The following is a 24,379-nucleotide window of genomic DNA, read 5'->3' as shown; positions in this document are numbered from 1 at the left end:
GACGGGTGGGGGCCCGGTCCGACGGCGAGTGCTCAGGTCGTCAAGCGCACCTGAACCATCCCGTGGGGGGAAGTGCGTGCGCGTGAAAGAGTGGCGAGAAGACGCCCAACCCGAGTGGCCCGAGGCCGCGACGGCTACCGGGGAACTCCCGTCGGGCGGCAGAGTCCGGGACAGGAGAGCCACGCAGGTCTTCCCCGGCAGAGATGCCCAGGCGACCGGCCACCGGCTGCCCGCCGGGACGGAGATACTGCGCGGCATTCCCCGCCAGAGCGACGGCGAGGCCGACGCGCTCGCCCCGGAATCGGGGACCCGGACCTCGGTCCGCGACCCCTGGCAGGAGCAGGAGGAAGCCGACCCGTCGGGGCACGCCCCCGATGAGGCGCAGACTCACGATCCGCACGAAGTCACCGTCCAGCTCGACGCCGTGCAACTCGGGGACGGGTTCCTGCGACAGATCAAGGAAGGCCCGGGCGCCGAGGCCGCCGACCGGCCCGTCTTCGTCGACGAGTCCGGCCGCCGCAGCCGCCGCTACCGCCGGATCGGCATGGCCATCGCCCTGGCCTGCGGGGTCTACGCCGTCGTCATCGTCGCCACGCTGCTGTCGGGCAACTCCAACGCCCCCTGGCTGCCCGTGCCGACCAAGGAGGACAACCCGCCTGCCGGGCAGGTCGACACCCCGCGGCTGCCCGCCGAGTCGGCACCGACCGGAGACACCGGCGCCACCGCGCCGGGCAGTACACCGTCGACCGGCGAGGCCACGGCACCCGCGCCCGGCCCGAGCGCCGCCGCACCCGATGCCACCGTCGAGCCCGGTCTCCCCGGCACGTCCGCCAAGCCCACGCCGACCGCGACCCGGACCACCCCGGCACCGGGCCCCAAAGCCACCGACCCGGCCCCGACCAAACCGGCGGACCCGCCGAGCACGCCGGTCACCGACCCGACACCGACGGGCGAGCCCACGGCCGCGCCCACCGAGACGACGGGCACCGGCGGCGACGGCGGCACGGTCGCGGAAGGCCCGGCCGAGCCGCAGCCCGTCGCGGCAGGCCCGGCCGAGCCGCAGCCCGTCGCCGAGACGCCTGCCACCGTCTAGACCGCGCCGCGAAAAGCGGTGCCCGGCCGCTCCGGGCACCGCATCACCACCCTTCCGGCCGGGCGCCCTTTTCCCAACGGGGCCCGGCCGGCCGGAGGAACCCGAGCTCTCCAGCCCGGGCCACCTCGCGTTCACCCGCTCCGACCCACCCGTCCCGCCGCTCGCGCAGCGGGACCCTCAGGACGTCGCGGAGTCCGTCCCCGCCGCTACGCCCCCGACCGGCCGGGCCCGTCTCCATCACACCGTCCGCCCGCACCCGTCCCCGTATCACCCCATCCCGCACCACCCGGAGTACCACCACCCATGGCATCCCGTACCCGCCGTTCCGGGCCCGCGTCCCGAGCCCGTGGCGGCTCCAGGCGCCGGCGTCTGCCCATGCGTCTGTTGCTGCCCCTGCTCGTTCTCGTCGCGCTGGGGGCGATGCTCATGCTGCGCGGCTACGTGCACAGCGAGGTCCTCGCCGACCACCGCGTCGGCCCGCCCGCGGCGAACGACCGCGTCCCGGAGGACATCCTCAAGGGCGGCCCCGTCATCGACACCCGGAGCGGGAAGCCGGCCAGCCTGGACCTCCCGGACGGCGAGCTGGTGCTGACCTTCGACGACGGTCCCGACCCGATGTGGACGCCCAAGGTCCTCGACGTGCTGAAGAAGCACGACGCCCGCGCCGTGTTCTTCATCACCGGCACCATGGCCTCCCGCTACCCGGACCTCGTCCAGCGCATGGTCGACGAGGGCCACGAGATCGGGCTGCACACCTTCAACCACCCGGACCTGTCGCTGCAGAGCAAGAGCCGGGTCGACTGGGAGCTGTCGCAGAACCAGCTCGCGCTGGCCGGTGCGGCCGGTATCCGCACCTCGCTGTTCCGCCCGCCGTACTCGTCGTTCGCCCAGAACATGGACAACAGGACCTGGCCGGTCACCGAGTACATCGGCAGCAAGGGCTACATCACCATCGTCAACGACACCGACAGCGAGGACTGGCGCAGGCCCGGGGCCGAGCAGATCATCCGCAACGCCACGCCGAAGAACGGCAACGGCGCCATCGTGCTGATGCACGACTCCGGTGGTGACCGCTCCCAGACCGTCGCCGCCCTCGACCGGTACGTCTCCGGGCTGACCGACAAGGGCTACCGCTTCAACACCCTCACCGCCGCCCTCGACGCCCCCAGCGCGCACACCCCGGTCGCCGGGCTGGAGTCGCTGAAGGGCGAGGCGTGGGTCTTCCTCGTGCAGGCGTCCGAGAAGGTGACCGGGGTCCTCGTCGCCGGCCTCGCCGTCGTCGGTGTGCTGGTCTTCGGGCGGCTCGGGCTGATGCTGATCCTCTCCGTGGCACACGCCCGCCGGGTCCGGCGCAGCGGCTTCCGCTGGGGTGAACCCATCACGGAACCGGTGTCCGTCCTCGTGCCCGCCTACAACGAGGCCAAGTGCATCGAACAGACGGTCCGGTCGCTGGTCGCCAGCGACCACCCCATCGAGGTGCTGGTCATCGACGACGGCTCCAGCGACGGCACCGCCCGCATCGTCGAGAACCTCGACCTGCCCGGCGTACGCGTCGTCCGCCAGCTCAACGCGGGCAAGCCCGCCGCCCTCAACCGGGGCATCGCCAACGCCCGGTACGACCTGATCGTGATGATGGACGGCGACACGGTCTTCGAGCCGACCACCGTCCGCGAACTCGTGCAGCCCTTCGGCGACCCGCGCGTCGGCGCCGTCGCGGGCAACGCCAAGGTCGGCAACCGGGACTCGCTCATCGGCGCGTGGCAGCACATCGAGTACGTCATGGGCTTCAACCTCGACCGCCGCATGTACGACGTGCTGCGCTGCATGCCCACCATCCCCGGCGCGGTCGGCGCGTTCCGGCGCAGCGCACTGGAACGCGTCGGCGGCATGAGCGACGACACGCTCGCCGAGGACACCGACATCACCATGGCCATGCACCGTGACGGCTGGCACGTGGTGTACGCCGAGAAGGCCGTCGCCTGGACCGAGGCCCCGGAGTCCGTCCAGCAGCTGTGGTCCCAGCGCTACCGCTGGTCGTACGGCACCATGCAGGCCATCTGGAAGCACCGCCGGTCCGTCTTCGAACGGGGGCCCTCGGGCCGTTTCGGCCGGGTGGGCATGCCGCTGGTGTCGATGTTCATGGTCGTGGCGCCGCTGCTGGCCCCGCTCATCGACGTGTTCCTGCTGTACGGGCTGGTGTTCGGCCCCACCGAGAAGACCATCGGCGCCTGGCTGGGCGTCCTCGCGGTACAAGGGGTGTGCGCGGCCTACGCGTTCCATCTGGACAAGGAACGCATGACCCACCTGATCTCACTCCCGCTCCAGCAACTCCTCTACCGCCAGCTCATGTACGTCGTCCTGCTCCAGTCCTGGATCACCGCCCTCACCGGCGGCCGGCTGCGCTGGCAGAAGCTGCGGCGCACGGGAGCGGTGGGCCTGCCCGGGGGCGGTCCGGCCGAGGCCCGGCCGCAGATGGACGGGAGGCCGACCGGATGACCACGCACGCGACTCCCGTCACCGAGACCGCGCCGAGCGAGCCGGCCCCCGTCAAGAAGCCCGGCCGCGACCGGTACTTCGACCTGCTGCGCGCCCTCGCCCTGTTCCGTGTCGTGCTGTACCACCTGACGGGCTGGGCCTGGCTGCCGCTGGTGTTCCCGTCCATGGGCGTGATGTTCGCGCTCGCCGGAAACCTCATGGCCCGCTCGCTGAAGCGCCCGGCCGTGCAGGTGATCCGCGGCCGGATGCGCCGGCTGCTGCCCCCGCTGTGGCTGCTCGGCGTCGTCGGTGTCACCGGCATGGTCCTCCAGGGCTGGGGCCCGGACGCGGACGGGCACCCCGGCTGGTGGTGGCTGCACCTCACCTTCTGGATCGTCCCGCTCAGCGACCCGCCGTACGCGGAGGGGCTGCCCGGCGTCCACGGTTTCATCGGCGAGAACTGGGCCGCGGACCTCGCCGGCCCGCTGTGGTACATCCGCGCCTACCTCTGGTACGTCCTGCTGTCCCCGGTGCTGCTGAAGGCCCTGCGCGCCCTGCCGGTCGTCACGATCCTCGCGCCGATCGCCCTGGCCGTCGCCTTCGAGCAGGGCTACCTCGCGCTGCCCGGCGAGCGGATCCCCTCGGCGCTCACGGACTTCTCCACCTTCGGCGCCTGCTGGATCCTCGGCATGGCCCACCAGGAGGGCATCCTGCGGCGGCTGCCGCGCTACATCGTGCCGTCCGTCGCACCCGTCATCGCCCTGGCCGGTCTCTGGTACGCCCTGCACCACGACTTCGGCACCGGCAACGACCTGGACAGCATGCCGCTCGCCCAGGCCCTGTGGTCCTTCGGCACGGTGTTCATGCTGCTGCACCTCAGCCCGTCCTGGTCCGAGTGGCCGCGCAGGCTGCGCCCCTTCGCGGGGACGATCTCGCTGCTCAACTCCCGGGCCGTGACCATCTACCTGTGGCACAACACCTGCATCCTGATCGCCGCGACCCTCTGGGACCGGCTGTGGGGCTTCCCCGTGCTGGAGCAGAACGTGCCCGGGCTGCTGGAGAGCGTCTGGCCGGTCCTGTTCCTGGTCTGGGTCCTGATCGGCTGCTGCGTCCTGGCCTTCGGCTGGGCGGAGGACCTGGCGGCGAAGCAGAGGCCCCGGTTGTGGCCGACGGGGGAGCCCCGGGTGAGGACTCGCGGGAGCCGGAGGCGCGCTTGACGGGACCTCGTTCCCCCGGGCCCTTCCGGTATGGAAAACTGCCCGAGTTGCGCATGTGAACGGAATGACCGGGGGAGCGGTGGGGATGAGTAAGCGGCAGACACAGAAGATGCTGCGGCTGATGGCGAGCGGGGAACCGGTCGAACTCACCAGCCCGATGGCGTCCGTGAAGAAGCTCGCCCGGCTGGCCTTCGTAGCCCAGCAGTTCGGCTACGAGTACGCCGACGTCCGCCAGAGCAGCGGCCGCAACGGCGCGCTCACCATGCTGATCCTGCCCGACCCCAGCCCGCAGGCCCGGGCCCGGGCCGGGCAGAACTGGGCGCAGTACCCGAACGCGGCCGACGGTGTCTCCCTGCCGCCGCTCGTGCCGGACGCGTTCGAACTCCTCAAGGCCCGTATCAATTTCGACCTCACCGGCAAGAGCGCCGAGAAGCGCATGGGGTACGGGGCCCTGGGCGTCACCGTCGGCTGTGTGATCCTCGCCTTCCGTTTCGGGGGCGAGTCCACCGACTTCGTCGCGGCCGGTGTGCTGTGGCTGCTGTTCATGGCGATCCTCGGCATCGGCCTCGTGGTGACGCGCAAGCGCAACACCAAGTTCGCGGCCCGGTTGCCGGCGGCGGGCTTCATGCCGGTGAACGACGAGAACGGGCGGCTTCGGTATCTGCCGCCGGGGGCTCAGCCGCCCGGGCAGGGCAATCCGTTCGCGGGCGGGGCGTACGCGCAGCAGGCCCCTGGGCCGTACCCGCAGCAGGCGCCTGGGCCGTATGCCCAGCCGGCACCGGGACCGTACGCCGGTCAGCAGGCACCGGGACCGCACCCTGGCCAGCCCGCGCCGGGGCCGTACCCGGGTCAGCCCGCGCCGGGGCCGTACCCGGGTCAGCCCGCGCCTGGGGCGTATGGCGGTCAGTACGCCCCGGGGCCCTACCCCGGTCAGCCCGCGCCTGGGCCGTATGGCGGTCAGTCCGCCCCGGGTCCACACCCCGGTCAGCCCGCGCCGGGGCCGTATGGCGGTCAGCCTGCCCCGGGTCCCTACCCCGGTCAGCCTGTCGCAGGTCCCTACCCCGGTCAGCCCGCGTCCGGCCCCTACGGCGGTCAGCCCGCCCAGGGCCCGTACCAAGGCGGCCCCTCCCCGGCGCCGTACCAGGGTCGGCCCGCCCCCGGCCCCTACGGCGCCCAGCCCCCCGGCCCTCACGGACAGCCCCACCCCCAGCAGGACTCCCACGGGCAGCCCCCGCAGCACTGACGCGGAATCCTCCCGGAACCTCTCATCCCGCCCTGGCCCGGGGTGAGAGCAAAGTTCCCTCGCGGTCACCCGGTGCCACAGGCAGGAAACGCGCCATCCCTACCTTCGGGATCAGTCAGTCGAAGTACGACCGAGCCCCGGAGCACAGTGGAGGCGTCATGACAGGCCCTGGCACGGCACCCGCACCCTCGAGCAGGGGCGGACGCTGGATCCGGCACTGGGATCCGGAGAACGAGACGTTCTGGAAGGAGACAGGGGAGAAGGTCGCGCGCCGAAACCTCTTCTTCTCGGTGCTGTCCGAGCACATCGGCTTCTCGATCTGGACCCTGTGGTCCGTCCTGGTGCTGTTCATGGGCCCGGAGTACGGGCTGACCCCGGCCGACAAGTTCATGCTGACCTCGATGGTCACGCTGGTCGGCGCCGTCGTCCGCGTCCCCTACACCTTCGCCGTGGCGATCTTCGGCGGACGGAACTGGACGATCATCTCCGCGGGCCTCCTGCTGATCCCGACCGTCGCCGCGTTCGCCGTGATGGAGCCGGGCACCTCCTTCTCCACCTTCCTGCTCGTCGGCCTGCTCGCCGGTATCGGTGGCGGCAACTTCGCCTCCTCCATGACCAACATCAACGCCTTCTTCCCGCTGCGGAAGAAGGGGTGGGCCCTCGGCCTCAACGCCGGCGGCGGCAACATCGGCGTGCCGGTCATCCAGCTCATCGCGCTCGCGATCATCGGCGCCAGCGGCGGCCCTCGCGTGCTGCTCGGGATCTACATCCCGCTGATCGTCGTGGCCGCCGTTCTCGCCGCGCTCTTCATGGACAACCTCGAGCACGTCAAGAACGACACCGGTGCCGCCAAGGACGCCGCGAAGGACGCGCACACCTGGATCATGTCCTTCCTCTACATCGGCACCTTCGGATCGTTCATCGGATACAGCTTCGCCTTCGGGCAGGTGCTGACGAACCAGTTCGGACGCACCCCGCTGGAGGCGGCGTACGTCACCTTCATCGGTCCGCTCCTCGGCTCGCTGATCCGGCCCCTGGGCGGCTGGATGGCCGACAAGTACGGCGGCGCGAAGATCACGCTGTGGAACTACGTCGGTATGGGCGCGGCGACCGCCGTCCTCATCTCCGCCAGCATGGAGAAGTCCCTGGCGCTGTTCACCGTCGCGTTCGTGGTGCTGTTCGTCCTCACCGGCATCGGCAACGGGTCGACGTACAAGATGATCCCCGGCATCTTCCAGGCGAAGGCCGTCGCCAAGGGGATGAAGGGTGAAGCGGCCGCTTCCTACGGGCGTCGCCTCTCCGGCGCCTCCATGGGCCTGATCGGCGCGGTGGGCGCGCTCGGCGGTGTCGGCATCAACCTCGCCTTCCGCCAGTCCTTCCTCTCCTACGGCTCGGGCACCGGGGCCTTCGTCGCCTTCCTCGCCTTCTACGCGGTCTGCTTCGCGGTCACATGGGCCGTATACCTTCGCCGTACGGCTCCCCGGGTACCCGTCACCACGGCGACCTCGGAGGCGAAGCCGCAGCTCAGCTACGCCGAGGTGTGACGTAACACCAGCGACATCACGCCGATCCGGGCCTGTCACGAGCCGTTGACAGGCTCGATCGGCATGTAGGTACGCCGTACCCACGAAGTACGACGACTCGAGTGCGGGACGAGAGCCATGTACGAGGAAGAACAGCGACCGGACCACGGACCCCTGGCGGGTTTCACCGTGGGTGTGACGGCCGCGCGCCGGGCCGATGAGCTCGGGGTGCTGCTGCAGCGACGCGGTGCCGCCGTCCTGCACGCCCCTGCCCTGCGGATCGTGCCGCTCGCCGACGACAGCGAGTTGCTGGCCGCGACGAAGGAGATCATCGAGCAGGTACCGGACATCGTCGTGGCCACGACCGCGATCGGCTTCCGGGGCTGGGTCGAGGCCGCCGACGGCTGGGGGCTGGGGGAGGAGCTGCTGTCGCGGCTGGGCAGCGTACGGATCATGGCGCGCGGGCCGAAGGTCAAGGGCGCGGTCCGGGCCGCCGGGCTGACGGAGGAGTGGTCGCCGTCGTCGGAGTCCATGGCGGAGGTGCTGGACCGGCTGCTGGAGGAGGGCGTCGACGGTCTGCGGATCGCGATCCAGCTGCACGGTGAGCCGCTGCCCGGGTTCGTGGAGGCGCTGCGGGCGGGCGGGGCCGAGGTGCTCGGGGTGCCCGTCTACCGCTGGATGCCGCCGGAGGACATCACGCCGGTCGACCGTCTGCTGGACGCGACGGTCTCCCGGGCCCTGGACGCGGTCACCTTCACCAGTGCCCCGGCCGCGGCCTCCCTCCTCTCCCGGGCGAAGGACCGCGGCCTGCTCGACGAGGTCCTGGCGGCTCTGAGCCATGACGTCCTGCCGGCCTGCGTGGGCCCGGTCACCGCCCTGCCCCTGCAGTCCCGCGGCATCGACACGATCCAGCCCGAACGCTTCCGGCTCGGCCCCCTGGTCCAGCTGCTCTGCCAGGAACTCCCCGCGCGGGCCCGTACCCTGCCCGTCGCCGGGCACCGCGTGGAGATCCGCGGCCACGCCGTCCTGGTCGACGGCGACCTCAAACCGGTCCCGCCCGCCGGCATGTCCCTCCTGCGCGCCCTGTCCCGACGCCCCGGCTGGGTCGTCGCCCGCGCGGACCTCCTGCGCGCCCTCCCCGGCTCCGGCCGCGACGAACACGCGGTGGAGACCGCCATGGCCCGCCTCCGCACGGCCCTCGGCACGCCGAAGCTGATCCAGACGGTGGTCAAGCGGGGCTACCGCCTGGCCCTGGACCCGACGGCGGAAACGAAGTACGCAGACGCGTGAGCCCGCCCGGAGGTTGAGCCAAAACCCGCCACCCGCCCGCCGCCCCACAACCAGAACGGGATGCTCCTTGGGGTCCGGCCGGAGTGTGATGGTTGCTGGGCGTGACGGCCGGCTCGGCCGCTGGGTCGGGTCACCACGACCACGCGGCCGCGCTTGCGTGGCCTGAAGGCGTGTTCCCTCCGGCCGTCCGTCGCGTCGAGGCGTGTGTGAGGGGTTTCCGGCGCCGTAGCGGGCAGGCACTGTAGGAGGGAACGGTTTACCGGCCCTCTCACTGGCGTCTCACCGAAGGCCTCGCGACCGGGGTGAACCCCTAGGCGGTGACAGGCACATGGCACTGGGTACGGCCACGGCCCCGTACGAGCTGCGGTTCGATGCCGGGCGGATCTGCCTGGATCTGCTCTCCACCACGCACCCGGAGGAGCGGCTCGACTCCGTCGACGTGCTGCGCGCATGGATCACCGGCTCCGGACTCGTCCCGGCGGACACCGCCCTGACCCACGCCGACACCGGCTGGCTGCTCTCCTTCCGCGAACTGCGCGCCCAGGTCGACCGGTTGGTGCGCAGCCGGCCGAGACCCGGAGTCGCGACGTACGACCTCGCCCTCGCCCGCGTCAACGACCTGGCCCGCACCGCGCCCCCGGCCCCGCGCGCGGTCCGCGGCGAAGACGGCCAGCTTCTGCGGCGGTTGGACGGCCCACCCGGCTGCGCAGCCCTGCTCGCGGCCGTCGCCCGGGACGCCGTGGACCTGCTGACCGACCCCGTCGCCCGCGCGGCCCTGCGCCAGTGCGAAGGCGACAACTGCCCCATCGTGTACCTCGACACGTCCCGGGGACGCAGGAGGCGCTGGTGCTCCAGTGAGGTCTGCGGGAACCGCGAACGCGTCGCCCGGCATCGTCGCCGCGCGGCACTCGCCCGTGCCTGAAACGGATTTGAGTGGTCGCTGCATTCAATTCCCCTGTCCTAAATGCGACTTCTGCGACCGCACTGTCGAAGTGATTTCGATTACACGCCGTTTACCTACGCCACCGTAGGAAAGGCCTGGCTTGATCATGCCGATGTGGCGGAAATGTAAAGAACGCGGGGTGGGAATGTGACCCCATGTCCAGCTCGTCACGTCATCTCGAGGAAATCTGTCGGGTCTGTTTGAACGCCCAACCGCTCGCGTCCGTACGGCATGTGGAGCGACCGACTGGGGGAACCCCCGGACACCGGAGGTGGGCGTGCGCAAGGATTCCGTCGTGGCCAATGAACGTGCACCGAGGGCCCGACATCGCATGTCCCAGCCCTCGGAACCCGATGAGGAGCTGATGCGTGCGCTCTATCGCGAACACGCCGGACCCCTGCTTGCGTATGTCCTGCGCCTGGTCGCCGGAGACCGGCAGCGCGCCGAGGACGTCGTGCAGGAGACGCTCATCCGTGCCTGGAAGAACGCCGGTCAGCTCAACAGAGCGACCGGATCGGTACGCCCCTGGCTGGTGACGGTCGCCCGGCGCATCGTCATCGACGGCCACCGCAGTCGGCAGGCCCGGCCGCAGGAGGTCGACCCGTCGCCGCTGGAGGTCATCCCCGCGGAGGACGAGATCGACAAGGCGCTGTGGCTGATGACTCTCTCGGACGCACTCGACGACCTGACCCCCGCCCACCGGGAGGTGCTCGTCGAGACGTACTTCAAGGGGCGTACCGTCAATGAGGCGGCCGAGACCCTGGGCATACCCAGCGGAACCGTCCGCTCCAGGGTCTTCTACGCCCTGCGTTCGATGAAGCTGGCACTGGAGGAGCGGGGGGTGACGGCGTGATGAGTGTTTACGGGGGAAACCAGGGGTTCGGTACGGGAGGCATGGGTATGTCTGGACCCATGCAGGGATCTCCGGTGCCGAACGAGCACGAGACCGTCGGCGCCTACGCCCTCGGCATCCTCGACGACGCCGAAGCGACCGCTTTCGAGGCCCACCTCGCGACCTGCGAATGGTGCGCCCAGCAGCTCGACGAACTGGCCGGCATGGAGCCGATGCTCGCCGCCCTCGCCGATCTGCCCGGCTCCGGCAGCACACCCGCGATCGGCGAGTCGCTGTCCGCGAAGCCCCGGCCGCGCGTGGTGGAGAAGCTGGTCGACGAGGTCGCCGACCGCCGCGCCCAGAAGCGCCGCCGCAGCTTCTACATGGTGGCCGCGGCCGGCGCGCTGATCATCGGCGGCCCCTTCGTCGCGGTCGCGACGAACGGCGGCGACGGCGGCGGCGGTGCGGAGAACCGACCCCTCGCGGCGAGCCCCGCCAAGGCGGCCTTCGAGGGCATCTCCGACAAGATCTCCGCCACCGACCCGAGCACCAAGGTCACCGCGACGGTCGCCCTCCAGAAGAAGGACTGGGGGACGGGCGTGGTCACCGAGCTCAAGAACGTCAAGGGCCCGCTCAAGTGCGCCCTCGTCGCGGTCGGCAAGAACGGCGAGCGCGAGACCCTGTCCTCCTGGTCCGTCCCGGAGTGGGGCTACGGCCTCCCGGACGCCAAGTCCGACAAGGCCAAGGAACCCCTCTACGTCCAGGGCGGCGCCGCCTTCGAGCCGAACGAGATCGACCACTTCGAGGTCGTGACCTTCGAGGGCAAGCGGCTGGTCGAGGTCGACGCGTAGGACTGTTCGGCCGTCCGGCAGGCGCCATTGGGGCAACAGGTCCCGCGCCTGCCCGCCAGCCCGTAGCTTCCGGGGGTCCCCTTCGCGTACGGTTGACGGCTGCCCAGCACGTCAGAAGGGGGCCCGGTGGCCGTTCAGGCTCAGAGACATGGCGCGGTCGATTCGGTGCACGACTCGGTTCGTGACCGGGAGATCCGCGTCGAACAGGAACACCTGGACCGGGTGTACCGGCGCCTCGAGGAGAAGATCCACGAGGCGGAGTTCCTCATGCAGGACGCGGCCCGGCGCGGCCAGGTCGGCACCCCGGGCGCACTCGCCGAGCGGGACGCGCAGGTCTTCCGCGCGGGCATCCACCTCAGCCGGCTGAACAACGAGTTCGAGGACTTCCTCTTCGGCCGCATCGACCTGCTGACCGGCAAGGACGGCAAGAAGGGCCCCGACGGGGCGTACACCGCGATCGAGCCGGCGGAGGGGGCCGTACGCCCCGACAACACCGCCGACATCGCCGAGACCCTGCACATCGGCCGCATCGGCGTCCTCGACCAGGACTACGCACCGCTGGTCATCGACTGGCGGGCCCCGGCGGCCGCCCCCTTCTACCGCTCCACCCCGGTCGACCCCGGCCGCGTCGTCCGCCGCCGCGTCATCCGCTCCAAGGGCCGCCGGGTGCTGGGCGTCGAGGACGACCTGATGCGCCCCGAGCTGACGGCGTACCTCGACGGCGACGAACTGCCCGTCATCGGCGACGGCGCCCTGATGGCCGCGCTCGGCCAGGCCCGCAGCCACACCATGCGCGACATCGTCGCCTCCATCCAGGCCGAGCAGGACCTGGTCATCCGCGCCCCCGCCGCCTCCGTGACCTACGTCGAGGGCGGCCCCGGTACCGGCAAGACCGCCGTCGCCCTGCACCGCGCCGCCTACCTCCTCTACCAGGACCGGCGCCGCTACGCCGGCGGCATCCTGATCGTCTCGCCGACCCCGCTGCTCGTCGCCTACACCGAGGGCGTGCTGCCCTCCCTCGGCGAGGAGGGCCAGGTCGCCATCCGCGCCATCGGCTCCCTGGTCGAGGGCAGTGAGGCCACGCTCTACGACTCCCCGGCCGTGGCCCGCGCCAAGGGCTCCTCCCGCATGCTGAAGGTGCTGCGGAAGGCCGCGCGCGGCGCCCTGGAGCTGAACGATCCACCGGCCCGGCTGCGCGTGGTCGCCTTCGGCCGCCGCCTGGAGCTGGAGGCCCGGGAACTCGACGGCATCCGCCGCGCCGCCCTCGGCGGCACCGCCCCCGTGAACCTGCTGCGCCCCCGCGCCCGCAAGCTCCTCCTGGACGCCCTGTGGGAGCAGTCCGGCGCGGCCGGCCGGCACTCCGACCCCGAGCTCGCGGCCGAGCTGCGCTCCTCCTTCGACGAGGACATCACCTCCGAGGACGCCTTCATCGCGTTCCTCGACGCCTGGTGGCCGGAGCTGCCCCCGGGGGCCGTCCTGGACGCCATGGCCGACGAACGGCGCCTCGGCCGCTGGGCCCGGCGGATCCTCAATCCCGGCGAGGTCCGCAAGGTCGCCCGCTCCCTGAAGCGCGAGGGCCGCTCGGTGCACGACATCGCCCTGCTCGACGAGCTCCAGGCCGTCCTCGGCGCCCCGGCCCGCCCCCGCAAGAGGCGCGAACTCGACCCGCTCGACCAGCTCACCGGCCTGGAGGAGCTGATGCCGGTGCGCGAGGAGTCGCAGCGCGAGCGCGCCGAGCGCCTCGCGCAGGAGCGTGTCGAGTACGCCCACGTCATCGTCGACGAGGCCCAGGACCTCACCCCGATGCAGTGGCGCATGGTCGGCCGCCGCGGCCGGCACGCCACCTGGACGGTCGTCGGCGACCCGGCCCAGTCCTCCTGGTCCGACCCGGACGAGGCCGCCCAGGCCCGTGACGAGGCGCTCGGCACCCGCCCCCGCCGCCGCTTCGAACTCACGGTGAACTACCGCAACCCGGCCGAGATCGCCGAGCTCGCCTCGAAGGTCCTCGCCCTCGCCATGCCCGGCTCCGTGTCGCCGAAGGCGGTCCGCTCCACCGGCGTCGAACCCCGCTTCACCGTCGTGGCGGACACGCTGGGCGCGACCGTCCGCGACGAGGCGGCCCGGCTGCTGGAGCGCGTCGACGGCACGGTCGGCGTGGTCGTCGCCATGCAGCGCCGCGAGGAGGCCCGCCGCTGGCTCGCCGGACTCGGCGACCGGGTCGTGGCCCTCGGCAGCCTGGAGGCGAAGGGCCTGGAGTACGACGCGACGGTCGTGGTCTCCCCGGCGGAGATCGCCGACGAGTCCCCGGCCGGTCTGCGCGTCCTCTATGTCGCACTGACCCGGGCCACCCAGCAGCTCACGGTCGTCTCGGCCGACCGGGACGAGCCCGACGCGGCGGGAGTTCCGGACCTGCTCAGGGACTGAGGCCCGATACCCACTTGTCGGCGAAATGAACTACCGGTACGGGAATGGCCTTACGGGATCTGTTTGTTAGCCTGGACGTGGCACCGGCCCGATCCAAGCCCCCGGGCCCAACCTTCGTCGCTACGAGCGACCACTTGCCGCGAGGCGAGCATGGCGGGCCGGTGCCACTCAACTTGAGGAAGAGACCCACGTCCACGTGACGTGGGTCTCTTTTTGCTGGCCCATTCCGCGAACAAAACGTTCGCAATCGAGGGTGGCTACCTGCTACTCAGCGGTAGGTGCGACGATCGGACGGCACAAATCAGCGTCAGGTGAAAGCAGAGGAAGTCGGCCATGGCAACGGCGCCCAGCGTCTCCTACTCGATGACGGTCCGGCTGGAGGTGCCCGCGAGCGGAACCGCCGTCTCGCAGCTCACCACCGCCGTGGAGTCCTCCGGAGGCTCGGTGACCGGCCTCGACGTCACCGCATCCGGCCACGAGAAGCTCCGTATCGACGTCACCATCGCGGCGTCGTCGACCGCGCACGCGGACGAGATCGTGGAGGAACTCCGCGGCATCGAGGGCGTCACGCTGGGCAAGGTCTCGGACCGGACCTTCCTCATGCACCTCGGCGGCAAGATCGAGATGGCGTCCAAGCACCCCATCCGCAACCGTGACGACCTGTCCATGGTCTACACGCCGGGTGTGGCCCGCGTCTGCATGGCGATCGCCGAGAACCCCGAGGACGCCCGCCGCCTCACCATCAAGCGCAACTCCGTTGCGGTCGTGACGGACGGCTCCGCCGTGCTGGGCCTGGGCAACATCGGCCCCAAGGCCGCGCTGCCCGTCATGGAGGGCAAGGCGGCCCTCTTCAAGCGGTTCGCCGGTATCGACGCCTGGCCGATCTGCCTCGACACCCAGGACACCGACGCGATCGTCGAGATCGTCAAGGCGATCGCCCCGGGCTTCGCGGGCATCAACCTCGAGGACATCTCCGCCCCGCGCTGCTTCGAGATCGAGGCCCGGCTGCGCGAGGCCCTCGACATCCCCGTCTTCCACGACGACCAGCACGGCACCGCGATCGTCGTCCTCGCCGCCCTGACGAACGCACTGCGCGTGACCGGCAAGGCGATCGAGAACATCCGCGTCGTCATGTCCGGCGCCGGCGCGGCCGGTACGGCCATCCTGAAGCTGCTGCTCGCCGCGGGCGTCAAGAACGCCGTCGTCGCCGACATCCACGGCGTCGTGCACGCGGGCCGCGAGGACCTGGTGGACGCCGCGCCGGACTCGGCGCTGCGCTGGATCGCCGACAACACCAACCCCGAGGGCCTCACGGGCACCCTCAAGGAGGCCGTGCGGGGCGCCGAGGTCTTCATCGGCGTCTCGGCCCCGAACGTCCTCGACGGTGACGACGTGGCCGCCATGGCCGACGGCGCGATCGTGTTCGCGCTTGCGAACCCGGACCCCGAGGTCGACCCGGCAATCGCCCGCCAGACCGCGGCCGTTGTCGCCACCGGCCGCTCGGACTTCCCGAACCAGATCAACAACGTGCTGGTCTTCCCGGGTGTCTTCCGCGGTCTGCTGGACGCGCAGTCCCGGACGGTCAACACCGAGATGATGCTGGCCGCCGCGAAGGCCCTGGCGGACGTGGTGACCGAGGACGAGCTGAACCCGAACTACATCATTCCGAGCGTCTTCAACGACAAGGTCGCGGGCGCGGTCGCCGGCGCCGTGCGGGAGGCCGCCAAGGCGGTCGGCGCGGCGGCGGGCAGCCCGTCCGGCGTCTGAGGCCGAGGCCGTCCGGGCCCCCGCGGGGGCCCGGGGGTGCCGTCCCTCGGGACTGTGAGTAACCCCACGGCAGCCTGGAACCCGGCGCGTCGCAAGAACCCTGTCAGCAGCGGAGCTATCGTGGCGCCAGGCTCAGGCCCTCTTTTCGTGTGACTCCCCAAGGGTGTTCTCACGACTCCAGCGGGTGCCGGATTGGCTTTCCCGCCGCAGGTAGGGGCAGGATGCGTCCCTGGGCGCGAGGGTCTGACGACGGACCCGGGTCCGGGGACTCATCGAGGACCCTGGCAGCATCGGCTTCGATCTGACGCCTCAACGGCAAGATGAACACGGGAGTAACAACATGAACCGCAGTGAGCTGGTGGCCGCGCTGGCCGACCGCGCCGAGGTGACTCGCAAGGACGCCGACGCCGTGCTGGCCGCGTTCGCCGACGTCGTCGGCGACATCGTCTCCAAGGGCGACGAGAAGGTCACCATCCCCGGCTTCCTGACCTTCGAGCGCACCCACCGTGCCGCTCGCACCGCCCGCAACCCGCAGACCGGCGAGCCCATCCAGATCCCCGCCGGTTACAGCGTGAAGGTCTCCGCGGGCTCGAAGCTCAAGGAAGCGGCCAAGGGCAAGTAACCCTGCCGTTCGTACGCCGACGGTGTACGAACCACAGTGAGTGACATCAAAGGGGCGGCCACCCGAACCGGGTGGCCGCCCCTTTGGCGTCACTGCACGCGCCGCTACCCGAGAGCCTTGCCCGGGGGATGACCCCCGGGCCCCCAGCCGGACGGGCGTGGCCGCTGAGGCCGGATCAGCCGAGCGCCTTGCCCGGCAGCTCGACCTTCGCGCCGAGCTCCATGAGCTTCTCCATGCTGTGCTTGCCCGGGGGATGACCCCCGGACCCCCAGCCGGACGGGCGTGGCCGCTGAAGCCGGATCAGCCGAGCGCCTTGCCCGGCAGCTCGACCTTTGCGCCGAGTTCCATGAGCTTCTCCATGAAGTTCTCGTAGCCGCGGTTGATGAGGCCGATGCCGTGGACGCGGGACGTCCCCTGCGCCGCCAGGGCCGCGATCAGGTACGAGAAGCCGCCGCGGAGGTCGGGGATGACCAGGTCCGCGCCCTGGAGCCTGGTCGGGCCCGAGACGACGGCCGAGTGGAGGAAGTTGCGCTGGCCGAAGCGGCAGTCGGAGCCGCCCAGGCACTCGCGGTAGAGCTGGATGTGCGCGCCCATCTGGTTCAGGGCGGACGTGAAGCCGAGGCGGGACTCGTAGACCGTCTCGTGGACGATGGACAGGCCCGTGGCCTGGGTCAGGGCCACCACCAGCGGCTGCTGCCAGTCGGTCTGGAAGCCGGGGTGCACGTCCGTCTCCAGCGCGATGGACTTCAGCTGGCCGCCGGGGTGCCAGAAGCGGATGCCCTCGTCGTCGATCTCGAAGGCACCCCCCACCTTCCGGTAGGTGTTCAGGAACGTCATCATCGAGCGCTGCTGTGCGCCGCGGACGTAGACGTTGCCCTCGGTCGCCAGCGCCGCCGACGCCCAGGACGCGGCCTCCAGCCGGTCCGACAGGGCGTGGTGGTTGTAGCCGCCGAGTTTGTCGACACCGGTGATGCGGATCGTCCGGTCGGTGTCCATGGCGATGATCGCGCCCATCTTCTGCAGCACGCAGATGAGGTCCTCGATCTCCGGCTCGACGGCCGCGTTGGACAGCTCCGTGACGCCCTCCGCGAGGACCGCCGTCAGCAGCACCTGCTCGGTCGCGCCGACGGACGGGTACGGCAGCCGGATCTTCGTGCCGCGCAGCCGCTGCGGTGCCTCCAGGTACTGCCCGTCGTCCCGCTTCTCGATGCGCGCGCCGAACTGACGCAGCACGTCGAAGTGGAAGTCGATCGGCCGGCCGCCGATGTCGCAGCCGCCGAGACCGGGGATGAACGCGTGGCCGAGGCGGTGCAGCAGCGGTCCGCAGAACAGGATCGGGATACGGCTCGAACCCGCGTGGGCATCGATGTCAGCGACGTTCGCGCTCTCCACGCGCGTCGGATCCATCACCAGTTCGCCGGGCTCGTCACCCGGACGGACCGTCACACCGTGCAGCTGCAGCAGACCCCGTACGACCCGGACATCGCGGATGTCCGGAACATTGCGCAGCCGGCTCGGAGCGCTGCCCAGCAGCGCTGCGACCATGGCCTTCGGTACGAGGTTCTTCGCACCGCGGACACGGATCTCGCCCTCCAGCGGGGTTCCGCCGTGGACAAGCAGGACATCGTCGTTGACGGTCATGAATCTCGCGTTCCATGGAGTCGGGCAGGGGCCAGGAGGGAAAGGGTAATCGCCCACCACCCCCCTTCTGTATGCCTGAGTCGGACCCAGCCACGTCATAGCTCTGTCACAACACGAACCGTTCCGTTCCGGGCACATGGGGTCACGGTCGCTTTCGTGCGCGTGGGACGCTTCACTGCGCCCTGAGCTGCGTGCCCTCCCGGTCCCGCATTGCCTCCCCACGCGAAGGGAGAATGCGGGATCATGTCTGCCATGACCGAGGTGTCCTCGCTCACAGGGCGGTTGCTCGTGGCCACCCCCGCCCTGGCGGACCCGAACTTCGACCGCGCGGTGGTGCTGCTCCTCGACCACGACGAGGAGGGCTCCCTCGGTGTCGTCCTCAATCGCCCCACCCCGGTGGGCGTGGCCGACATCCTGGAGGGCTGGGGGGATCTCGCCGTGGAACCGGGTGTGGTGTTCCAGGGCGGTCCGGTGTCGCTGGACTCGGCCCTCGGTGTCGCGGTCGTCCCCGGCGGCGCGTCCGGCGAGGCCGCCCCGCTGGGGTGGCGCCGGGTGCACGGCGCGATCGGCCTGGTCGATCTGGAGGCCCCGCCGGAGCTGCTGGCCTCCGCCCTCGGCTCCCTGCGCATCTTCGCCGGGTACGCCGGCTGGGGCCCTGGCCAGCTGGAGGACGAGCTGGTGGACGGCGCGTGGTACGTCGTCGAATCGGAGCCCGGTGACGTGTCGTCCCCGTCTCCCGAGCGGCTCTGGCGCGAGGTGCTGCGCCGCCAGCGCAGCGAGCTGGCGATGGTGGCGACGTACCCGGACGACCCTTCGCTCAACTGATGCGTGTGAGCTTCAGTACCCTTGGCTCTATGAGCACTCTCGAGCCCGAGCGCGGGACTGGTACGGGGACCCTCGTAGAGCCGACGCCGCAGACCTCGCATGGTGACGGTGACCACGAGCGCTTCGCCCATTACGTCCAGAAGGACAAGATCATGGCGAGCGCCCTCGACGGCACACCCGTCGTGGCGCTGTGCGGCAAGGTGTGGGTGCCGGGCCGTGACCCGAAGAAGTACCCCGTGTGTCCCATGTGCAAGGAGATCTACGAGTCCATGAGCTCCGGCGACGACGACAACGGCAAGGGCGACAAGTAGGCCCGGCCCGCGGGGCGTGAGGCCCCCAGGGTGCGTTTTGCGCGCCCTGGGGGCTTTTGTGCTGTCCGGGCGTTGCACGGGGTGCGTCTGCCGGTCACAGAGTGGTTGAGACCTCTTGTGGGCGTGTTCATGCAGTCCCTAGCCTCCGAAGTGTTGTGCACAGCGAAACCGTCATTGCGCATGTTGCAACACTCCCTCGGAGGAGCACTCCATGAAGCTGTCCGTCCGTATTGCCGGACTCACCGCGCTCGCCGCTCTCCTGGCCACCGCCTGCGCGCCCCAGACCTCCTCGAACTCCTCCTCCGACAAGGACGAGAAGACCGGCACGCTGCGCGTGTGGCTCTTCCGGGAGGTCGGCAACGACCCCAAGGAGAAGGTCGTCGACTCCGTCGTCGCCGGATTCGAGAAGGCCCACAAGGGCACCGAGGTCGACGTCGAGTACATCCCCGTCGAGACCCGCGCCCAGCGCGTCAAAGCCGCCTTCAACGACCCCGCCTCCGCGCCCGACGTGATGGAGTACGGCAACACCGACACGGCCGGCTATGTGAAGGACGGCGGACTCCTCGACGTCACGGAGGAGTTCGGCGACTGGAGCGAGGCGAAGGACACCGACCCGACGGCGAAACAGTCGGTGACGGTGGACGGCAAGATGTACGGCGCCCCGTTCTATGTCGGCGTCCGCGCCCTGTACTACCGCACGGACGTCTTCGAGGAGCTGGGTCTGAAGGCCCCGAAGACGATGGACGAACTGGCCTCCACCGCCCGCGCGATCCGCGCCGCGAAGCCCGACCTCTACGGGCTGGTGGTCGGCGGCGCCTACACCTACGGCGCGATGCCGTTCGTATGGGCCAACGGCGGTGAACTCGCGAGCGGCAAGGGCGGCTCGTACGCCTCCGGCATCGACAGCCCCGAGGCCCGCAAGGGAATCGAGGCGTACGCCTCCCTCTTCGGCGACGACAACTGTCCGGCCGCCAAGTGCGCGGGCATGGGCGGCAACGACACGATCTCCGCCTTCGCCGCCGGGAAGGCCGGGATGGCGATCGGCGGCGACTTCAGCCACACCGCCGTCGAGGCCGGGAAGGTCAAGGGCAAGTACGCCGTCGTCCCGCTGCCGGGTGTGAAGCCCGGCTCGATCGCGCCCGCCTTCGCCGGTGGCAACAACATCGGCGTCCTGAAGAGCACCTCGCACCGCACGCTCGCCGTCGAGCTGATGGAACAGCTCGCCTCGAAGAAGACACAGACCGAACTCTTCGGCGCGATGGGCTTCCTGCCGACCTACACGGACGTACGGCAGCGGGTCGCGACCGAGGAGCCGTTCGTGAAGCCCTTCGTGCAGACGCTCTCGGCCGGCACCAAGTTCGTCCCCGCCTCACCCGCCTGGGCCCAGATCGACTCCTCGCTCGTCCTGCCGACGATGTTCCAGGAGGTCATCAGCGGCAAGAAGGACGTCGCGAAGGCCTCCGAGGACGCCGCGAAGAAGATGAACACCGCGTTCGGCTCCGCGGGGTGAGCGCGGTGAACGACCGCACGGATGCGGCGGGTGTCGACCCGATCGGGGCCGCGGGGGCTTCGGCGGGGGGCGGACCGGCCGGGAGCGACGCGGGTGAGACCGGTGCGGACCCGCCTGAGAGGTGCGTGGGGGGAGCCGCCCCCGCGGGGACGGCCCCGGCACAAGCCGCACGCCGACCGCACGGCAGCCGTCCCGCAAACGCCCCGGCATCCGCCTCGGGGAGCGCCACCGCGTCCCGGGCGGCCCCGGCCGGGGCCTCGCGGACGGGCGGCGCCGGGGCCCGCGCGGGGCAGGGCGGACGTTCGCCGGGCCACCCCCCGGTCAAGGACCCCTACGCGACGCGGAGCGGCCGTCCGGGTCCGCGCCGGGCCGGGCCCGGCAGGGCCCCGCGCGCGGCGGGCGGCTGGACGCCCTGGCTGTATCTCGCGCCCGCGCTCGTCGTGCTCGGCGGGCTGCTCGTCTACCCGATCTATCAACTCGGCCTGATCTCGTTCTTCCAGTACACGCAGGCGCAGGTGAGCGGTGGGGAGCCGGCCACCTTCGAGGGGTTCGGGAACTACGCCGGGCTGTTCGGGGACCCGCAGTTCTGGCACGTGCTGCTCGCCACCGTGCTGTTCGCGGCGGCCTGTGTCGTCTCCACGCTCGCGGTCGGCTGCGCCCTCGCCGTGCTCCTCACGCGCGTCAGGGCCGTACCGCGGCTCGCGCTGATGCTGGCCGCGCTCGGCGCGTGGGCGACCCCGGCGGTGACCGGCTCCACGGTGTGGCTGTTCCTCTTCGACCCGGACTTCGGCCCGGTCAACCGGATGCTGGGACTCGGCGACCACTCATGGACGTACGGGCGTCTCAGCGCCTTCTTCCTCGTCCTGCTCGAAGTGGTCTGGTGCTCCTTCCCGTTCGTGATGGTGACCGTGTACGCCGGTATCCGCGCCGTTCCCGGCGAAGTACTGGAGGCCGCCTCCCTCGACGGCGCCTCGCAGTGGCGCATCTGGCGCTCCGTACTCGCCCCGATGCTCCGGCCGATCCTGGTCGTCGTCACCATCCAGTCGGTCATCTGGGACTTCAAGGTCTTCACGCAGATCTACGTCATGACGAACGGCGGCGGCATCGCCGGCCAGAACCTCGTCCTGAACGTCTACGCCTACCAGCAGGCCTTCGCGTCCTCGCAGTACGGCCTCGGCTCCGCGATCGGCGTCGTGATGCTGCTGATCCTGCTCGCCGTCACGCTGGTGTACCTGCGGCTGCTGCGCAGGCAGGGGGAGGAACGGTGAACCCCGTACGCGCCCGTGTGCGCCGCCCGGGCCGGCTGGCCGCCGAGGCCTCCGCCCTGCTGATCGCGGTCGTCGTCGCCTTCCCCCTCTACTGGATGGTGCTCGGCGCCTTCAAGCCGGCCGGGGAGATCGAGTCGAGCGAGCCCAGGCCGTGGACGCTCGCGCCCTCCCTGGATTCCTTCCGGCGCGTCTTCGGGCAGCAGGAATTCGGCCGCTACTTCCTCAACAGCCTTCTCGTCGCGGGCTGTGTCGTGATCGCCTCCGGGCTGATCGCGTTTCTCGCCGCAACTGCGGTCACGCGATTCCGCTTCCGCCTCCGGACCACCCTTCTGATCATGTTTCTGGTGGCCCAGACGGTGCCCGTGGAAGCCCTCACGATCCCCCTGTTCTTCCTCATGCGGGACGCCGGTCAGCTGAACACGCTGGGCTCGCTGATCCTGCCCCACATCGCCTTCTCACTGCCCTTCGCGATCTGGATGCTGCGGGGGTTCGTGAAAGCCGTTCCGGAGGCGCTGGAGGAGGCCGCGTACATCGACGGGGCGACCCGGGCGCGATTCCTCTGGCAGATCCTTTTCCCGCTCGTCCTGCCGGGTCTCGTGGCCACCAGCGTGTTCTCGTTCATCTCCGCCTGGAACGACTTCCTGTTCGCCAAGTCGTTCATCATCAGTGACACGTCGCAGTCGACGCTGCCGATGGCCCTGCTCGTCTTCTACAAGCCCGACGACCCGGACTGGGGCGGCGTCATGGCCGCCTCCACGGTCATGACGATCCCGGTCCTGGTCTTCTTCGTACTCGTACAGCGGCGCCTGGTCTCCGGACTGGGCGGCGCGGTGAAGGACTGACGTGACCGAACTGATTCCGGCGCCCCGCAGGGCCGTCGCCGGTTCCGGCGAGGTGCGGCTGACGCGCCACTCCGAGCTCTACGCCGACACCGGAACGGAAGGCGTCGGCCACTGGCTGAGCGCCGCCCTGCGGCAGGCCACCGGCCTGCCGCTGAGCGAGGGGCGGGAGCTCGACGACGCCGAGGGCGGCATCGGGCTGCAACTCGACCCCGGCCTCGGCCCCGAGGAGTACCGCCTCGTCAGCGACGGCTTCGGCGTCCTCATCGAGAGCGGCAGCGCGGCCGGTGTCTTCTGGGGCGCCCAGACCCTGCGGCAGCTTCTCGGCCCCGACGCGTACCGCAGGGCCCCGCTCGGCGGCGACCGTGTCTGGGCCGTGCCCTACCTCACGATCGAGGACGCCCCTCGATTCCGCTGGCGCGGCCTGATGCTCGACGTCGCCCGGCACTTCATGCCCAAGGAAGGCGTGCTGCGTTACCTCGATCTGATGGCGGCGCACAAACTCAACGTCTTCCACTTCCATCTGACGGACGACCAGGGCTGGCGCATCGAGATCAAGCGGCATCCGCGGCTGACCGGGATCGGCTCCTGGCGCGCCCGTACGAAAACCGGCCACCGGGCCTCGCCGCTGTGGGAGGACAAGCCGCACGGCGGCCACTACACCCAGGACGACATCCGGGAGATCGTCGCCTACGCCGCCGAGCGGCATATCACCGTCGTCCCCGAAATCGACGTACCGGGCCACTCGCAGGCCGCCATCGCCGCGTACCCGGAACTCGGCAACACCGATGTCATCGACACGACCGCCCTCTCCGTCTGGGACACCTGGGGAATCAACCCGAACGTACTCGCCCCCACTGACAACACCCTGCGCTTCTACGAGGGCGTCTTCGAGGAAGTACTCGAGCTGTTCCCCTCGGAGTTCGTGCACATCGGCGGCGACGAATGCCCCAAGGACCAGTGGCGGCGGTCGGCGACGGCGCAGGCGCGCATCAGGGAACTCGGGCTCGCGGACGAGGACGAGCTCCAGTCCTGGTTCATCGGGCACTTCGACACCTGGCTCGCCGAGCGCGGCCGCCGGCTGATCGGCTGGGACGAGATCCTGGAGGGCGGCCTGGCCGAGGGCGCCGCCGTCTCCTCGTGGCGCGGTTACGCGGGAGGCATCGCCGCCGCCCGGGCCGGCCACGACGTGGTCATGTGCCCCGAACAGCAGGTGTACCTGGACCACCGTCAGGACCCGGGCCCCGAGGAGCCGGTACCGATCGGGTGGGTGCGCACCCTGGAGGACGTCTACCGGTTCGAACCCGTGCCGCCGGAGTTGACGCCCGAGGAGGCCCGGCACGTGCTGGGCACGCAGGCCAACCTGTGGACCGAGGTGATGGAGGACCAGGCGCGCGTGGACTACCAGGCCTTCCCCCGCCTCGCGGCCTTCTCGGAGGTCGCCTGGAGCGCCCTGCCCGCCCCGGCGGAACGGGACTTCGCCGGCTTCGAGCGCAGGATGACGGCCCACTACCGGCGGCTCGACGCGCTGGGCGTCGCCTACCGGCCACCCGCGGGCCCGCTGCCCTGGCAGCGGCGCCCCGGGGTGCTGGGCCGCCCTGAGGAGGGTCCGCCGCCCCGCCGGTAGCGCCGGCCGTCGCCACCGAACAGCTCGAACAGGCCACGGAAAAAGCGCACAAGGGTCACCGAAAGTGCCAATCGGCAT

General features: G+C 70.8%; 19 protein-coding genes. 18 read left to right on the top strand and 1 reads right to left on the bottom strand.

Annotated features, from left to right (window positions below; translation table 11 throughout):
* Positions 1 to 76: 76 nt before the first annotated feature.
* The 12 genes from G3I77_RS27000 to G3I77_RS26945 all read left to right on the top strand — a co-directional run bounded on the left by G3I77_RS27000 (position 77) and on the right by G3I77_RS26945 (position 16,280).
* Entirely contained in the window at positions 77 to 1,093 is a 1,017-nt protein-coding gene (locus G3I77_RS27000; protein ID WP_248507962.1) for a hypothetical protein, read from the top strand.
* 303 nt (positions 1,094 to 1,396) lie between these two features.
* Positions 1,397 to 3,589 carry a bifunctional polysaccharide deacetylase/glycosyltransferase family 2 protein gene (locus G3I77_RS26995; protein ID WP_248507909.1) on the top strand — a complete coding sequence of 731 codons (2,193 nt, stop codon included), beginning with the start codon at positions 1,397 to 1,399 and terminating at the stop codon, positions 3,587 to 3,589.
* Positions 3,586 to 4,785 (top strand): acyltransferase, encoded by a 1,200-nt coding sequence (locus G3I77_RS26990; protein ID WP_248507908.1) that lies wholly within the window; start codon positions 3,586 to 3,588, stop codon positions 4,783 to 4,785. The genes G3I77_RS26995 and G3I77_RS26990 overlap by 4 nt, the downstream gene beginning before the upstream one ends.
* Before the next feature lie 85 nt (positions 4,786 to 4,870).
* Positions 4,871 to 6,028 carry a hypothetical protein gene (locus G3I77_RS26985; protein WP_248507907.1) on the top strand — a complete coding sequence of 386 codons (1,158 nt, stop codon included), beginning with the start codon at positions 4,871 to 4,873 and terminating at the stop codon, positions 6,026 to 6,028.
* Positions 6,029 to 6,186: 158 nt separating this feature from the next.
* Positions 6,187 to 7,572, top strand: a complete 1,386-nt coding sequence (locus G3I77_RS26980) for a NarK/NasA family nitrate transporter (protein ID WP_248507906.1) — start codon at positions 6,187 to 6,189, stop codon at positions 7,570 to 7,572.
* A 117-nt stretch (positions 7,573 to 7,689) separates the two neighbouring features.
* On the top strand, positions 7,690 to 8,841 hold the full coding sequence (locus tag G3I77_RS26975; protein WP_248507905.1) for a uroporphyrinogen-III synthase: 1,152 nt from the start codon (positions 7,690 to 7,692) through the stop codon (positions 8,839 to 8,841).
* 328 nt (positions 8,842 to 9,169) lie between these two features.
* On the top strand, positions 9,170 to 9,763 hold the full coding sequence (locus G3I77_RS26970) for an ABATE domain-containing protein (RefSeq protein ID WP_248507904.1): 594 nt from the start codon (positions 9,170 to 9,172) through the stop codon (positions 9,761 to 9,763).
* Between the two features lie 352 nt (positions 9,764 to 10,115).
* On the top strand, positions 10,116 to 10,637 hold the full coding sequence (locus G3I77_RS26965; RefSeq protein WP_010039908.1) for a sigma-70 family RNA polymerase sigma factor: 522 nt from the start codon (positions 10,116 to 10,118) through the stop codon (positions 10,635 to 10,637).
* Complete coding sequence (locus G3I77_RS26960) at positions 10,637 to 11,467, top strand: anti-sigma factor (RefSeq protein ID WP_282573987.1); 831 nt, start codon at positions 10,637 to 10,639, stop codon at positions 11,465 to 11,467. The genes G3I77_RS26965 and G3I77_RS26960 overlap by 1 nt, the downstream gene beginning before the upstream one ends.
* A 126-nt stretch (positions 11,468 to 11,593) precedes the next feature.
* Positions 11,594 to 13,891, top strand: coding sequence for a UvrD-helicase domain-containing protein (locus G3I77_RS26955; protein WP_248507903.1), 2,298 nt, complete (start codon positions 11,594 to 11,596; stop codon positions 13,889 to 13,891).
* Between the two features lie 333 nt (positions 13,892 to 14,224).
* Entirely contained in the window at positions 14,225 to 15,658 is a 1,434-nt protein-coding gene (locus G3I77_RS26950) for an NAD-dependent malic enzyme (RefSeq protein ID WP_248507902.1), read from the top strand.
* Between the two features lie 340 nt (positions 15,659 to 15,998).
* Entirely contained in the window at positions 15,999 to 16,280 is a 282-nt protein-coding gene (locus tag G3I77_RS26945) for an HU family DNA-binding protein (protein WP_003990598.1), read from the top strand.
* A 300-nt stretch (positions 16,281 to 16,580) separates the two neighbouring features.
* Here G3I77_RS26945 and murA read toward each other — a convergent pair whose 3' ends face one another.
* Positions 16,581 to 17,921: a UDP-N-acetylglucosamine 1-carboxyvinyltransferase gene (murA, locus tag G3I77_RS26940; protein ID WP_248507901.1), complete on the bottom strand. Its 1,341-nt coding sequence runs from the start codon at positions 17,919 to 17,921 to the stop codon at positions 16,581 to 16,583.
* 252 nt (positions 17,922 to 18,173) lie between these two features.
* Between murA and G3I77_RS26935 the strand changes: the two genes are divergently transcribed.
* The 6 genes from G3I77_RS26935 (at position 18,174) to G3I77_RS26910 (ending at position 24,301) form a co-directional block, all read left to right on the top strand.
* Positions 18,174 to 18,746 (top strand): YqgE/AlgH family protein, encoded by a 573-nt coding sequence (locus tag G3I77_RS26935; protein WP_248507958.1) that lies wholly within the window; start codon positions 18,174 to 18,176, stop codon positions 18,744 to 18,746.
* 29 nt (positions 18,747 to 18,775) lie between these two features.
* Positions 18,776 to 19,057, top strand: a complete 282-nt coding sequence (locus G3I77_RS26930) for a DUF3039 domain-containing protein (protein WP_104788937.1) — start codon at positions 18,776 to 18,778, stop codon at positions 19,055 to 19,057.
* 211 nt (positions 19,058 to 19,268) lie between these two features.
* Positions 19,269 to 20,567: an extracellular solute-binding protein gene (locus G3I77_RS26925; RefSeq protein WP_248507900.1), complete on the top strand. Its 1,299-nt coding sequence runs from the start codon at positions 19,269 to 19,271 to the stop codon at positions 20,565 to 20,567.
* Positions 20,568 to 20,983: 416 nt separating this feature from the next.
* Entirely contained in the window at positions 20,984 to 21,835 is an 852-nt protein-coding gene (locus G3I77_RS26920) for a carbohydrate ABC transporter permease (RefSeq protein WP_248507957.1), read from the top strand.
* Positions 21,832 to 22,677 carry a carbohydrate ABC transporter permease gene (locus tag G3I77_RS26915; protein WP_248507899.1) on the top strand — a complete coding sequence of 282 codons (846 nt, stop codon included), beginning with the start codon at positions 21,832 to 21,834 and terminating at the stop codon, positions 22,675 to 22,677. The genes G3I77_RS26920 and G3I77_RS26915 overlap by 4 nt, the downstream gene beginning before the upstream one ends.
* 1 nt (position 22,678) lies before the next feature.
* Positions 22,679 to 24,301, top strand: a complete 1,623-nt coding sequence (locus G3I77_RS26910) for a beta-N-acetylhexosaminidase (RefSeq protein ID WP_248507898.1) — start codon at positions 22,679 to 22,681, stop codon at positions 24,299 to 24,301.
* Positions 24,302 to 24,379 lie beyond the last annotated feature (78 nt).

Source organism: Streptomyces sp. D2-8, from assembly GCF_023184515.1.
In the GTDB taxonomy this organism is placed as follows: domain Bacteria; phylum Actinomycetota; class Actinomycetes; order Streptomycetales; family Streptomycetaceae; genus Streptomyces.
The sequence above is the reverse complement of the archived record's forward strand: the minus strand, read 5'-3'. Positions and strand labels throughout refer to the sequence as shown.